At 73.9% G+C, this 14,919-nt stretch carries 6 protein-coding genes; 4 read left to right on the top strand and 2 right to left on the bottom strand.

Going from position 1 to position 14,919, the window contains the following annotated elements; translation table 11 throughout:
* Positions 1 to 132 precede the first annotated feature (132 nt).
* A complete protein-coding gene (locus tag ACQP1P_RS25470) occupies positions 133 to 1,437 on the bottom strand; it encodes a hypothetical protein (protein ID WP_433073385.1) in 1,305 nt (434 codons plus the stop codon).
* Positions 1,438 to 1,565: 128 nt separating this feature from the next.
* Between ACQP1P_RS25470 and ACQP1P_RS25465 the strand changes: the two genes are divergently transcribed.
* The 3 genes from ACQP1P_RS25465 (at position 1,566) to ACQP1P_RS25455 (ending at position 12,619) form a co-directional block, all read left to right on the top strand.
* Positions 1,566 to 4,982, top strand: a complete 3,417-nt coding sequence (locus ACQP1P_RS25465) for a LamG domain-containing protein (protein ID WP_433073382.1) — start codon at positions 1,566 to 1,568, stop codon at positions 4,980 to 4,982.
* A gap of 214 nt (positions 4,983 to 5,196) precedes the next feature.
* Positions 5,197 to 11,313: an RHS repeat-associated core domain-containing protein gene (locus ACQP1P_RS25460; RefSeq protein ID WP_433073379.1), complete on the top strand. Its 6,117-nt coding sequence runs from the start codon at positions 5,197 to 5,199 to the stop codon at positions 11,311 to 11,313.
* A gap of 124 nt (positions 11,314 to 11,437) precedes the next feature.
* Positions 11,438 to 12,619, top strand: coding sequence for a low temperature requirement protein A (locus tag ACQP1P_RS25455; RefSeq protein ID WP_433073376.1), 1,182 nt, complete (start codon positions 11,438 to 11,440; stop codon positions 12,617 to 12,619).
* 62 nt (positions 12,620 to 12,681) lie between these two features.
* On the opposite strand, the gene ACQP1P_RS25450 is transcribed toward ACQP1P_RS25455, so the two are convergent.
* Positions 12,682 to 13,380 carry a TetR/AcrR family transcriptional regulator gene (locus ACQP1P_RS25450; protein ID WP_433073373.1) on the bottom strand — a complete coding sequence of 233 codons (699 nt, stop codon included), beginning with the start codon at positions 13,378 to 13,380 and terminating at the stop codon, positions 12,682 to 12,684.
* Positions 13,381 to 13,503: 123 nt separating this feature from the next.
* Here ACQP1P_RS25450 and ACQP1P_RS25445 point away from each other — a divergent pair, with 123 nt between their 5' ends.
* Positions 13,504 to 14,916, top strand: a complete 1,413-nt coding sequence (locus ACQP1P_RS25445) for an NAD(P)/FAD-dependent oxidoreductase (protein ID WP_433073370.1) — start codon at positions 13,504 to 13,506, stop codon at positions 14,914 to 14,916.
* Positions 14,917 to 14,919: the final 3 nt, after the last annotated feature.

The raw sequence follows: 14,919 nt of genomic DNA, 5'->3' as shown, positions 1-14,919 counted from the left end.
AGGAACGCAGACCCCCGCGAGGGTGAACGCGCCCCGGGGTCGTGCGCGGGACACACGGCCGGCACCTCGTCGACCGCATCGCCACCGCGCGGGGCTCGGCGACCGGCAGGCGCGCCAGGACCGTGCGGGCCGTCATCCGCCTTCCCGGGGGCATGGCCCCGTGAGCTCGTAGAGCCGCTGCCGGGCCAGGGCCCGCTCGGCGGGGCGGTCCTCGTCGTGCCCGCGGCGCGCGGCGTACGCCCGCACCAGCACGTGCAGGGCGAACCGGTCGTGCGGGCGCCGCTGGACGAGATGCTCGCCGGCCAGCCGCTCCAGGTGCCGCGCGGCGCTGGCCGGGTCGGTGCCGAGCAGCGCCGCGGCCGCGTCGGGGCCGAACTCGGGGCCGGGGTGCAGCGCCAGCCGGCGCAGCAGCGCCTGGGACTGGGGCGGCAGCGCGCGGTACGACGGATGCAGCGCCGTCTCGATGCCCTCGTCGAGCTCGAGGCGCGCCTCGCCCTCCTCCAGCCGGTCGGCGTGATCGGTGACCGTCCAGCCGGCCCGGCCCGCGATCTGCCCGGCCGCGAGGGCCAGGGCGAGCGGCAGGTGGCCGCAGCGGCGGGCGATCCGGCGATGGGCGGCCGGGTCGGCGCCGACCGGCACGCCGGGCACCGCCCGGGCCAGCAGCCGCTCCGCCTCCTCGGCCGGGAACGGCTCCAGCGCGATGACGGGGGCGTCGAGGCGGCGGCGGGAGGTGACCAGCGTCAGCGAGCCGGGCGCGGTCGGCAGCAGCGGGTGCACCTGCCGCAGCGAGGCCGCGTTGTCGAGCACGAGCAGCGCCCGCCGGTCGGCCAGCCGGCGCCGCACCTCGCCGAGGAGCTGGACGGGCTCGACCGGCGGCAGCGTCGGGTGGAAGCCGCGCAGGTCCGCGAAGAGCGTGACGTCGAAGCGGTCGTCGGCGGCGAGGCGGTGCCCGGCGCGCACGGCCAGCGCGGTCTTGCCGACGCCGGGCATGCCGGTGATGACCGTGACGACGGCGCGGGGCTCGGCGAGGCGGTCCAGCTCGTCCCGGCGGCCGGCGAAGCCCGCGAGGTCGTCCGGCAGCCGGTCGAGCACCCGGACCCGCGCCGCCGTCGCGGTGCCGACGCGGCCGTCGCGCAGGGCCTGCCGCCAGCGGGTCAGGTAGTCGGGGTAGTCGTGCAGCGCCTGGACGACGGCGACCATCAGCTCGGCGTTGACCCGGCGGCGCCCGACCTTGAAGCAGTCGACCACCGTGCCGCGCCGGGCCAGCTCGTCCGCCGGCCGCCCGGCCGCCCGCCAGCGGGTGTTGATGCGGCGCGTGATGGTCTCGAACGACGGGTCCCCGGCCCACAGCTTGAGCCCGCGCAGGCACCCCACCAGGTCGTCGAGGCTGTGGGCCCGCGCCGGGTCCGGCGGCCCCGCCGGGAACGCGATCGTCATGTCCGAACCCCCGTTCGTCCGGCATCGTACGGCTCCGCGGGGGCGGCGCGAAGTCCAAACGATCCCGTACGGACGGTGCCGGATCAAGCCATGGCGGTATCGAAACATCGACCCGTAGCGTTCCGCCCGTGAACGCCTTGACCCGGCTCCCGTTGCGCCGCCTCGCGGCCGCATCCACCGCGCTCGCCGCGCTCGCGGCCGCGCTCGCCGCCCCGCCCGCGGCCCGGGCCGAACCGCCGGCCACGGACGCGACGGCCGCGAGCGGCACGGCCGCGCAGCACCCGCTCAGCGCCGCCCAACTGGCCGCCGCCGACGCCCGGGCCACCGCGAAGGCCAAGGCGCAGGGGCGCGCGGTCGAGGTCACCGAGCGGGCCACCGAGACCCAGACCTGGCTCGCGCAGCCCGACGGCAGCATGCACTTCGAGGAGTCGGCGGTCCCGACCCGCGTCCGCCGCGGCGACGGCACCTGGGCGGCCCAGGACCCGACCCTGCGCATGACGAACGGGCGGCTGCGGCCGGTCCTGTCCGCCGCCGACGTGGCCTTCTCGGCCGGCGGCACCGGCCCGTTCGCGACGATGCTGGTCAACGGCCAGCGGCTGGCGCTGACCTGGCCGGCGGCGCTGCCGGCGCCCACGGTGGCCGGCGACACCGCCACCTACGCCGAGGTGCTGCCGGGCGTCGACCTGGCCGTGCGGGCGACCGAGGACGGCTTCTCCCACGTGCTCGTGGTCAAGAACCGGGCCGCGGCCCAGAACCCCGCGCTGCGGGCGATCCGGCTCGGCCTCGGCGGCACCGACCTGACCGGCCGCGTCTCGGCCGAGGGCGAGCTGCAGTTCCTCTCGCGCACCGGCACCGTGGCCGCCACCGGCAGCCAGGCGTTCATGTGGGACGCCGGCGCCGGAGCCACCGCCAAGGCGCCCGGCGACCTGACCCGCAGGTCGGTCGCGGCCAGCGCCATCGACGGCGGCGCCCTGGTGCTGCAGCCGGACCTGGGGCTGCTCACCGCGGACGACGCGCAGTACCCCGTCTACATCGACCCGAGCTACTCCAAGGGCGAGAAGCGCTGGGCCTACGCCAACAGCGCCAACGAGAACAACGACAGCGAGGTCCGGGTCGGCAAGTCCCCGTCGAGCGGGGCCACCTACCGCTCCTACTTCACCTTCGACGTGAGCGGGCTGGCCAAGAAGCGGATCTTCGCCGCCCGGTTCCACTCCACCATCGTGCACTCGTGGAGCTGCGGCAGCACGCCCTTCAGCCTGTACCAGGTCGCCAGCGCGGGATCCGGGAAGCTCACCTGGGGCGGTCCGGCGCTCGGCGGCCTCATGGGCGAGTTCTCCGGGCACGCCCACAAGCCCAGCACCGGGGCCGGCTGCTCGGACGACCCGCAGCCGGACAAGCCGTTCGAGATCGGCGGCAGCATGACCTCGGCGATCAGCACCGCCGCGGGCAACAGCGCGAGCGAGGTCGCGTTCACGCTCACCGCGCGCTCGGGCGGCGCCGGGGAGACGACCGCCGAGCGGTGGAAGAAGTTCAAGCTCGCCGACACGAAGATCACGGCCGACTACAACTCGCCGCCGGCGACGCCGACCAGCGCCAGCACCGACGGGCGCGGCTGCACCACCGGCTCGGGCCGGCCGGTGCTGTCCACCGCGACGCCGACCCTGCGCGCGGTGGTCACCGACCCCGACACCGAGACCGACCTGCAGGCCGTGTTCGAGTGGCAGCGGTACAACAGCACCGCCGGCACCTGGTCGGCGCTCGGCTCCGGGCAGATGAACAGCCTGCGCAACGGCGGCACCGGCTCGGTGCAGATCAAGAGCGGCCTGGTGCAGGGCGGCGTCTACCAGTGGCGGGTGAAGACCGTCGACCCGTGGACCTACGGCACCAGCTCCGGCAGCGACTCCTCCGCCCCGACCGGCTGGTGCGAGTTCACCGTCGACCTCATCGGCCCCGCGGTGGCGCCCGGCGTCTCCTCGCCGGTCTACGGCAGCGACCTCAACCAGGTGTACGGCGCCGTCGGGCGCACCGCCCCGTTCACGTTCACCGCGTCCGGCGTGAGCGACGTGACCGCCTACCGTTACGGCTGGGCCGACCCGCCCACCACCCAGGTGAGCGTCGCCGCGGGCGCGAGCGTCACGCTGGCCGTCACCCCGCCGCCCCCGGCGCCCGCCGACCCGACCTCGGGCGGGCTCAGCCGCCTCTACGTGGTCAGCCTCGACGCGGCCGGGCACATCAGCCCGGTCAACGAGTACGCGTTCAACCTCGGCTCGGCCACCCCCGAGAACGCGTCGTACAAGCTCGACGACGCGGCCTTCGCCGACAGCGCCGGCAGCGCCCCGGCGGCCGTGCCCACCGGCGGCCCGACGACCGGCATGCCCGGCCGGTTCCAGCCCGGCCCGGGCCGGGCGGCCCCGGCGACCGTGACGTTCGACGGCACCGACGACGTCGCCACCGTCAACGCGCCCGTGCTCGACACCTCCACCAGCTTCACCGTCTCGGTCTGGGCGCGCAGCGACGGCGACACCGCCGACTACCGCAGCGTGCTCAGCGCGCCGGCCACGCACTCCAGCGCGTTCCTGCTCGGCCGCGCCTCCACCAACAAGTGGCGCTTCGCGATGCCGCAGTCCGACACGGTCGCGCCCACGCACGTCAACACGTTCAGCACCTCCAGCATCCAGGCCGGGGCGTGGACGAACCTCACCGCGGTCTACGACGCCGGCGCCAGGCAGGTGTACCTCTACGTCAACGGCGTCCTCGAGGGCTCCACCGCCCAGCCGGCCGCGTTCGCCTCCACGTCGCTGCAGCTCGCCGGCGACTTCTGGAACGACAGCCCGACGTTCGAGAAGAAGTGGAAGGGCGGCCTGGCCGACCTGCGGCTGTGGAACCGCGTGCTGAGCCCGGGGGAGATCGCGCCGCTCGCCGCCGACCTCGTCGGCCGCTGGGCGCTGGACGGCGACGGCACCGACTCCTCGCCGTGGCAGCGCACCGCCACCCCGACCGCCTCCGCGCTCTACGTCGAGGACCGCGACAGCGCGGCGTTCTCGGCGCTGCAGGGCGACGGCGCGACGGTCGCGGCGACGACCGCCGGGCCGGTACTGCGCAGCGACCAGTCCTACACCGTCGCCGCCTGGGTCCGCCTGGACAGCACCGCGGCCTACGAGGAGGTGCTCGGCCAGGGCGGCACCGCCCGCGGCGCCATCTTCCTGCGCTACGACACCGCCACCGCCAAGTGGCAGTTCTTCGTCCCGACCGTCGACGTCGGCACCCCGTCGTACTACTCGGCCCGCTCCACCGCCAACGCCGCCGTCGGCGTGTGGACGCACCTGGTCGGCGTGTACGACGCGGCCGCCGGCAACTTCAAGATCTACGTCAACGGGGTGCTCAACGGCTCCATCGCCGGGCGCATGTGGGCCTCCAACGGCGTGTTCGACATCGGGCGGCAGCGCTTCGGCACCGGCGACTTCTTCACCGGCGCCATCGACGACGTCCGCGCCTACCAGGGGGCCATGCCGGCCGCCCAGGTCGCCGTCCTGTACGCCGGATGAGGAAGGGACTCGCCATGAGATCCACAGCCAAGCGGATCGGGATCGGCGCCCTCGTGCTGGCGCTGCTGCCGCTGGCCGCCGCCGACCACCGCGCCCGCCCGGACGCCGGGCACCCGCGGGTCCGGCCCGAGGCCGCGCTGCCCGGCCAGCCGATGCGCTACGACCCGCCCCCGGCGACGAGCACCGGCACGCCCTTCGTGGCCAGGGCGCCGCGGTGGCCGGAGGGGCCGCGACCGTGCGCCTCGGCCGCGACCGCGCCCGGGCCGGGACGCTGCCCGTCTACGTCCGCGCGGTCGGCGCGCCCGCGGCCGGCGACCTGCCGGTCACGGTGCTCGACCGGGCCGCGACGGGCGCCGCGGGCCTCGACGGTGTCGTCGTGCGGCTCGGCGGCGAGGCCGGGTCGACCGTCCACGTCGACGTGGACTACCGCGACTTCGAGGGCGGCTACGGCGGCGGCGCGGCGTCCTCGCTCGGCCTCGTCGAACTGTCCGGGTGTACCCCGCTGACGTCCGCCTGCACCGCGAAGCCCCTGCCCGCGGCGAACGACGTGGCCCACCGCACCGTCGGCGCCGACGTCTCCGCCGCCGCGACCCTGGCCGTGGTCGAGGAGCCCAAGGGCCCCGCGGGCGACTACACCGCGACCCCGCTCAAGGCCAGCTCCACCTGGGAGGCGGGCAACAGCGCCGGGGACTTCACGTGGCAGTACCCGCTGCGCATGCCCCCGGCGCTCAACGGCCCCGCGCCGGAGCTGGGCCTGTCGTACTCCTCCGGCTCCATCGACGGCTCGATGGCCGCCTCGAACAACCAGCCCTCGTGGCTGGGCGAGGGCTTCGAGATGTCCACCGGCGCCATCGAGCGCAAGTACGTGCCCTGCGAGAGCGACATGGGCAACGGCGCCAACAACACCACCAAGACCGGCGACCTGTGCTGGAAGACCGACAACGCCGTGCTGCACCTCAACGGCCAGTCCACCGAGCTGCTCAAGGGCGGCGACGGCAAGTGGCACGGCCGGTCCGAGGACGGCGCGCGGATCGAGCTCAAGTCCGGCACCGAGAAGGCGGTCAACGGCGACCAGGACGGCCAGTGGTGGGTCGTCACCGAGACCGACGGCACCCAGTACTGGTTCGGCCGCAACCAGCTGCCCGGGTGGGCGTCGGGCAAGGCGAGCACCAACTCGGTGTGGACCGTCCCCGTCTTCGGCAACAACGCCGGCGAGCCGTGCCACGCCGCCACGTTCGCGGCCTCCGCCTGCGACCGGGCCTGGCGCTGGAACCTCGACTACGTCGTGGACCCCAGCGGCAACACGATGTCGTACTGGTACCAGACCGAGAAGAACTCCTACGCCAAGGCCGGCTCCAGCACCACCCTGGCCGGCTACGTGCGCGGCGGCTGGCTGGACCGCATCGACTACGGCACCCGCTCCGACACCGCCTACGGCACCGCCCCGATGCAGGTCGACCTCGGCGAGGCCGACCGGTGCGTGACCGCGGCCTGCGCCACCCACGACGCGACCAACTGGCCCGACACGCCGTGGAAGATGCAGTGCACGGCCAGCCCCTGCTACATCGGCAGCCCGACGTTCTGGAGCACCAAGCGCCTGGGCACCCTCACGACCAGGGTCGGCGGCAAGCCCGTCGACCAGTGGACGTTCAAGCACACGTTCCCGGACCCGGGCGACACCACCCGCGCCGGGCTGTGGCTCGACGGGATCAGCCACACCGGCCTGGCCGGGACCACCGACGGCACCCGCACCGCGGTCACCGTCCCCGACGTGCACTTCGTCGGCGTGCAGAAGCCGAACCGGGTCGACGCGACCGACTTCGCGCCGGCGATGACCTGGTGGCGGATCAGCACCGTGGAGACCGAGGGCGGCGGGACGATCAACGTCACCTACGCCGACGCGGACTGCGTCGCCGGCTCCCGCGTGCCCGACAAGAACGCGCTGTGGACCAACACCCTGCGGTGCTTCCCGGTCTACTGGACCCCCGAGGGCGCGAGCGCGCTCACGCTCGACTACTTCCACAAGTACGTGGTGAGCCGGGTGACCCAGCAGGACAACGCGCTGCCGTCCGACGAGCGCTCGGTGCCGGCCGTGACCAGCTACGAGTATCCCAACGCGCCGGCCTGGCGCTACACCGACGACGACGGGCTGGTCAACGACCGGACCAAGACCTGGTCGGTGTGGCGCGGCTACGACCTCGTGCGCACCGTCACCGGCACGGGCGCCGAGGCGACCCGGACCGAGACCACGTACTTCCGCGGCATGGACGGCGACAAGCTCGGCACCGGCACCGCCACCCGCTCCGTGTCGCTGCCCGCGACCGGCGGCGCCCCGGCGGTCACCGACAGCGACTCCTACGCCGGGCTGGTCCGCGAGCAGCGCGTCTACCAGAACCTGACCGGCGGCGAGATCGCGGCCCAGGTCAACGTCCCGTGGCGCTCCGACCCGCCGACCGCGACCCGCACCATCGACGGCGTCACGGCCGAGGCCCGCTTCGTCGCCGTGACCCAGGAGCGCAACCGGACCCTGCTCGACGGCGGGCGCGGCTGGCGCACCACCACCACGAACACCGTCTTCGACAACTACGGCATGGCGATCCGCCACGAGGACCTCGGCGACGACGCCGTCACCGACGACCAGAGCTGCACGATCACCGACTACGCCCGCAACGGCACCGCCTGGATCATGGACGGGGTCAGCCGCGAGCGGCACTACGCGGTCGACTGCGCCAAGGCCCAGGGCACCGGGCTCACCGAGGCCGACGTCGTCTCCGACACCTACACCCTCTACGACGGCGGGGCCCGCGGGGCCGCGCCCAGCAAGGGCCTGGTGACCCAGACCGACGAGCTCATCGGCTTCCCGTCGACGTACAAGACCGAGTCCAAGGCGACCTACGACGCCTACGGCCGCGTGCTCACCGCGACCGACGTGCGCGGCAACACCACGACGACCACGTACACGCCGGTCTCCGGCGGCCCGGTGACCGCGACGAAGGAGGTCACCCAGCAGGGCTGGACGACCACGACGACGTTCGACCCGGCCTGGGGCGAGCAGACCGCGGTGGTGGACCCGAACGGCAGATCGACGCGGCAGACCTTCGACGCCATGGGCCGCAGCACCGCGGTCTGGCTGCCCAACCGCACGTCCAGCCAGACGGCGAGCGTCACGTTCGCCTACTTCGTGCGCAAGTCCGGCAGCGTCACCATCTCCAACCAGCTCGACAGCAACGGGACCGGCTACCGCAGCAGCGCGGCCTTCCTCGACGGGCAGGGCCGGGCCCGCCAGACCCAGACGACGGAGGGCACCGCGCAGGGCGGGCGGATCGTCACCGACACCTTCTACGACAGCGCCGGGCGGCAGTACAAGCAGAACGGCTCCTACATCGTGGACGGCGGGCTGAGCCTCACCGCCCCGACGCTGGTCAAGCACCTCGACGACGCCCAGGTGCCGAGCCAGACGGTCACCGCGTACGACGGGGCCGGGCGGGTCCGCACCTCCACGTTCCTGATCAAGAACGTCGAGCAGTGGCACACCACCACGACCTACGGCGGCGACCGCACCGACGTCGTGCCGCCCGCGGGCGCCATGCCGACCTCGACCTACGTGGACGCCCAGGGGCGCACGGTCCGGCGGCGGGAGTACCACACCGCGCTCGGCGGCCCCGACGTGACCGACCTGACGTACCGGTTCGACCGCAAGAACCACCTCGTCGAGCAGGACGACAACGCCGGCAACGCGTGGACCTACACCTACGACTTCGCCGGGCACATCACCAGCAAGACCGACCCGGACAGCGGCGAGAGCTCCAGCACCTACAACGACGTCGGTGACCTGCTCACGAGCAAGAACGCCGACGGCAAGGTGCAGGCCTTCGGTTACGACGCCCTGGGCCGCAAGACGAGCGTGCGGGCCGACAGCGCGACCGGGCCGCTGCAGGCCGAGTGGGCCTACGACTCGATCACGCTGACCGTCGGCACGCTCACCGTCAAGGGCCAGCAGCTCAGCTCGACCAGCTACGCCGGCGGCGCGGCCTACACCACGCGCATCGACGGCATGAACGAGCTCTACAAGCCCACCGGCGAGACGATCAGCATCCCGTCCAGCGAGACGGGGATCTCCGGGCTGTACTCGTACACCTTCGCCTACACCGCGGGCGGCGCGGACCTCGCGACCACCATGCCCGCCGCCGGGGGCCTGCCCAGGGAGAAGCTCACGGTCGGGTACAACACCCTCGGGCAGCTCGACACGCTCAAGACGAACCTGTCCAGCACCGGCGACGACGTCTTCGTGGTCAACGGCACCCAGTACACCCGCTACGGCGAGCTGTCGATGATCGCCCGGCGCAACGACACCGGGCCGTGGCTGGACACCGCCTACGACTACGAGCTCGGCACCCGCCGGCTCAGCCGCATCCACACCACGAAGGAGACCGGCCCGTCCGAGGTCGCCGACGTCCGGCTGGACTACGACGCCTCCGGCAACGTGCTGGGGGAGCGGGAGCTCGTCACCGGTGACAACCAGTGCTTCGGCTACGACTTCGCCCAGCGGCTCACCGAGGCGTGGACCCCGGCGAGCGGCGACTGCGCCGCGGCCAGGAGCCAGCCGGCGCTGGGCGGGCCCGCCCCGTACTGGAACTCCTACGCCTACGACGCCGTCGGCAACCGGTCGGCCTCGACCGAGCGCACGACGAGCACGAGCGTGGCGCGGACGTACGGCTACCCGGCGGCCGGGAGCAGCCAGCCGCACACGCTGCGCTCGATGACGACCGCGGGCGTCGGCACCGTCGCGTACACCTACGACAAGACCGGCAACACGCTGACCCGCCCGGCGAACGGCGTCAGCGGCGCGACGCAGACGCTGACCTGGAACGCCGACGGCACCCTGGCCAGCAGCAGCGACGCCGCCGGCACGGCCACCTACGTCTACGACGCGGCCGGCAACCGGCTCGTCAAGCACGAGCCGTCCGGCACCACGCTGAGCCTGCCCGGGCAAGAGGTGCGCTTCGCCGGCGGCAAGGCCACGGCGACGCGCTACCTGACCCACGCCGGCCGGGTCGTCGCCGTGCGGACCACGACCGGCGGGCTGACCTGGCAGGTCGACGACCAGCAGGGCACGGGCACGATCGAGGTCGACGCGGCCACCCAGGCGGTCGTGCGGCGCTGGCTCACCCCGTTCGGGGCGGAGCGCGGCGGCACCGCGGCCTGGGTCACCGACAAGGGGCTCGTCAACGGCACCAAAGACGGCTCGGGCCTGCTGCACCTCGGCGCACGCGAGTACGACCAGGTGACCGGCCGGTTTGTGAGCCTCGACCCGGTCATGGACGGCGACGACGCGCAGGCGCTGCAGGGCTACAACTACGCCAGCGCGTCACCGGTGACCCTGAGCGACCCGGACGGCAAGAAGGCCAAGGGCGGCGGGATCTGGGCCGCGATCGGCCGGGCCGTGGCCCGGGTGGTGAAGGCGGTCGTGCACGCCATCCAGCACTACCGCCGCACCCCGCCGCCGGTGTACCAGCACTACATCCCGCCGCGGCGCAAGCCGACCCCGCCGTATCAGCACTACATCCCGCCGCGCAAGCCGCGCGTCTACGGCCCGTTCGTCGTGCACGGCATCGACCCGCCGAAGGCGCCGCTGTTCTGCACCTTCCCCTGCCTCGACCCGGGCGGCGTGCGCCACGGCGGCAACCCGCGGGCCGTGTGCCGCGGCTTCAACTCGGGCTTCAGCTCGCCCGCGGCCTGCGACGAGGGCTTCGACGCCGCCGAGCGGCTCAGGTCCGGCAAGAGCTCGCACGACGCCCAGGTCGCCCGCGGCGCCAAGGCCTACGAGAACACGTGCACGTCCAAGGGCGACGAGACGTGGTGCACGCGGTACAAGCGGCCGCCGGCCCACATCAACGTCCTGCCGGAGCACGCCGTCGCGGCCGAGATCGCGCTCTACGCCGGTCAGACCGAGACGACGCCCGGCGACGCGTGGACGTACCGCAAACAGTCCCACCGCAACCACGGCGAGCTCTACATGTCGGTGAACGTCTGCATCGGCGGCTGCATCTCGCTGACCATCACCGACCAGGGCGGCGTCTTCGTCGGGGGCAGCACGATGCCGAAGCTGTCCCTCGGCTCCTCCGTCACCGTCGGCTGGAACGCCGAGCCGATGGAGCAGATGAAGGACCAGGGCTGGGCCTACTGCGCCGGCGCCGCCTGGAGCGGCTGCGTCACCGTGGGCATCGACGCCAAGACCGGCCGGCCGGTGTTCGGCGGGTCGGGGTCGCTCGGCTTCGGGGTCAACGGCGGCGTGACGAGCACCCGCAGTCACCAGATCGGCCAGAACTGACCGGGGCGCCCGCCCACGACCGGTGATCCGAGACACCGCGGCCGCCCAATACCCCCCTGGGCGGCCGCGGCCCTTTTTTCCCCGCTCGTGCGTAGCCGGCCGCGCATCGGGGCATGCCGGGGAGATGGTTGACGATCAACGTTCCGCCCCGCTCGTACGCCCGCCCGAGCTGCGCGTGGAGGGGGAGCGCTCCGCGTCGCGGCTCGAGCTGTTCTTCGACCTCGCCTACCTGCTCGTGGTCGCCGAGCTCGCGAGCGGGCTGGCCGAGGACCTCAGCTGGCGGGGCGCGGCGGCGTTCGCCGGGCTGTTCGCGGTCACCTGGTGGTCGTGGGTGACCGTCACGCTGTACGCCAACCGCTTCGACACCAACGACGTCGTCTACCGGCTCGCCAAGCTCGGCAGCGCGGCCGCGGTCGTGGGCATGGCGGCGAGCGTCGGCGACGCGGTCACGTTCGCGGCCTGCTACCTCGCCACCCGGCTGCTGCTGTTCGCGCTCTACGCCCGCGCCTACCGGCACGTCACCGACGCCCGGGACACCATCCGCCTCTACCTGGCCGGCGTCGGCGCGGGCGCGGCGCTGTGGGCCGTCTCCCTGGCCGTCGACGGCCCCGCCCGCGCGGTGCTCTGGACGCTCGGGCTGCTGGCCGAGGCGGCCGCGCCGGTGCTCGCCACCCGCTTCGGCGGCGGGGTGCCCCTGCACGTCGACCATCTCCCCGAGCGCTTCGGGCTCTTCGTCATGCTGGTGCTCGGCGAGTCCATCATGTCGGTGGCCACGGGCGTGCACGACACCCACTGGGCGGCCGGACCGATCGCGGTGGCCGCGATCGCGTTCGTGGCCGTCGCCGCCGCCTGGTGGAACTACTTCGATCTCGGCGGCGCCGCCGGGAAGCGCCGGCTCGAGGCCGAGGGCGACGAGCAGGACAGCTGGGTGCCCGACGCGTACATCTACGGCCATCTGCCGCTCACGCTCGGCCTGGCGCTGTTCGCGGTCGGCGTGGAGCAGTACATCGTGCACCCCGCGGACGACCTGCCCGCCGGCGCGGGCTGGGCGCTGCACGGCGGGATGGCGCTGTTCCTCGCGGGCACGGCGGGCGTCGTCGCGGGCACCTCGGGCCGCTGGCGCGCGGCCTGGCCGTGGCCGGGCGCGGCGATCCTGGCCGTCGCCGCGGTCGGGCTCGCCGACGGGCTGGTCGAAGGGCTGACGCCGGCGGTGGCGATCGCGCTCACCGGGGGTGTCGTGGTGGCGACGGTGCTCGCCGGCATCCGCCGCCAGCGCCGCGGTCGCCTGCGGACCGCCGAGACGTAGGCCGTCGGGAGGAGCGGGAGGGGCCAGGGGCGGCACCGCTCACCGGGTGAGCCGGCCACGCCTCACCCGGGCCCCCGCGACGGCGGACGGGGGTCCTGCACGCCGTCCCCACGGGCGGCGGCGAGGGCCTCGACGCGGTCGAGCAGGGCCCGCACGATGCCGTCCAGGACCATGTCGTCGTCGATCTCGGCCAGGTACTGCGAGGCGGCGGCGATGTTCGGGTAGCGGGCCGGCGGCAGCGAGCGGTACTCGTGCGACCACGCGGCCTCGTCGCCCTGCCGGCTCAGCTCGTCCAGCGCGGCGTAGGCGCTGCACATCGCGGCGTAGGAGAAAATGGTCTCCGAGTAGACGAGGTGCTGGAAGGCCGCCTGCTCGTCGGTCAGGCCCGCCTCGCGCAGGGCGCCCAGCACCGCCTCCACGGTGCGGAACTCGCCCGGGCGGCGGGTCGTGCGCAGGGCCACGATCGGGGCGATCGCGGGGTGGGCGACGAAGGTGCGGACGGTCTGCCGGGCCAGCCACTCCAGGCGCGGGCGCCAGGGCAGCTCGCCCGGCAGCGCCTCGACCGTCGCGGCGACGAGCCGGTCCGCGACCTCGAGGATGATCTCGTCCTTGTCGCGGAAGTGGCGGTAGATGGCCGTCGGGTCGGCGCCGAGCTCTTTGCCCAGGCGGCGGACGGTGAGCGCGTCGGCGCCGGCCGTAGCGGCCAGGCGGCTGGCCGCGTCGATGATCAGCTCCGGCGTCAGCGCGGCGCGAGTTCGCAAACGGTGCTCCCGAACAGAGTGAAAAGCCCGACAGCCAATCTTAGGGCCGAGTCGGAAAGTGCACTGCCAACTGTGTTGTCAACGCCGTTGACTACGACGCTGACAACGGTGATGATTGAACGCATGTCCATACCCGTCCATACCGCGCTCGCCGACGTCCAGCTGACCCCGTACTGGCTCGACGACCCCGGTCGGCCGAGCGCGCGGGCCCCGCTGACCGGCGAGCTCTCCTGCGACCTGGCCGTGGTCGGCGGCGGCTACAGCGGGCTGTGGACCGCGCTCATCGCGAAGGAGCGCGACCCCGGCCTCGACGTCGTGCTGGTCGAGGGCGACCGGATCGGGCACGCCGCGTCCGGCCGCAACGGCGGGTTCTGCCAGGCGAGCCTCACCCACGGCCTCGGCAACGGGCTGCGGCGCTGGCCGGACGAGCTGGGCGAGCTGGAACGGCTCGGGGCCGAGAACCTGGCGGCGATCGAGGCGGCGCTCACGAGATATGACATCCGCTGTGACTTCGAACGAACCGGCGGCCTCGACGTGGCCACCGCGCCCCACCACGTGGCCCAGCTGCGCGGGCACGCCGAGGCGGCCCGCGCGCTCGGTGCCGACGTGGACTTCCTCGACGCCGGGGCCCTGCGCGAGGAGATCGACTCCCCGGCCTTCCTCGCGGGCCTCTGGGATCACGACGGCACCGCCCTGCTGCACCCGGCCCGCCTCGCGTGGGGCCTGGCCGTGGCGTGCGAGCGGCTCGGCGTGCGCGTGTTCGAGGGCACCCGGGTCACCCGCCTGACCAGCGACCGCGCCGGGATCGTGCTGCACACCGACGCGGCCGGCGGCCCCGCCCGGCTGCGGGCCGGGAAGGTCGCGCTGGGCACGAACGTGTTCCCCTCGCTGCTGCGCCGCACGCGCCCCTACGTGGTGCCGGTGTACGACTACGCGCTGGTCACCGAGCCGCTCACGGCCGAGCAGCGCGACGCGATCGGCTGGCACCGCCGGCAGGGCATGTCCGGCGCCGGCCACCAGTTCCACTACTTCCGCCAGACCCGCGACCACCGGATCCTCTGGGGCGGCTACGACGCCGTGTACCACTTCGGCGGCAAGGTCCGCGCCTCCTACGAGCACCGCCCGGCCACCTACAACAAGCTCGCCGCGCAGTTCTTCGAGGCGTTCCCGCAGCTGGACGGGTTGCGGTTCACGCACGCCTGGGGCGGGGCGATCGACACGTGCACGCGGTTCTCGGCGTTCTTCGGCACCGCGCACCGGGGGCGGGTCGCGTACGCGGCCGGGTTCACCGGGCTCGGGGTCGGCGCCACCCGCTTCGGGGCCGAGGTGATGCTCGACCTGCTGGCCGGGGACTCGACCGCGCGCACCCGCACCCGGATGGTGCGCGAGCGGCCGCTGCCGTTCCCGCCCGAGCCGGTGCGCTGGGCCGGGGTCCAGCTGACCCGGCAGGCGATGATCAACGCCGACGCCAACGGCGGGCGGCGCAACCTCTGGCTGCGCGCCATGGACCGGATCGGCTTCGGCTTCGACAGCTGACTC

Origin of the sequence: Dactylosporangium sp. CA-052675 (assembly GCF_050947935.1) — a bacterium.
GTDB lineage: Bacteria > Actinomycetota > Actinomycetes > Mycobacteriales > Micromonosporaceae > Dactylosporangium.
The sequence above is the reverse complement of the archived record's forward strand: the minus strand, read 5'-3'. Positions and strand labels throughout refer to the sequence as shown.

Bases quoted from the DNA above. Each gene is read 5' to 3' on its own strand.
- ACQP1P_RS25455 (WP_433073376.1), top strand. From the start codon at position 11,438: ATGGTTGACGATCAACGTTCCGCCCCGCTCGTACGCCCGCCCGAGCTG.
- ACQP1P_RS25470 (WP_433073385.1), bottom strand. From the start codon at position 1,437: ATGACGATCGCGTTCCCGGCGGGGCCGCCGGACCCGGCGCGGGCCCAC.
- ACQP1P_RS25445 (WP_433073370.1), top strand. From the start codon at position 13,504: ATGTCCATACCCGTCCATACCGCGCTCGCCGACGTCCAGCTGACCCCG.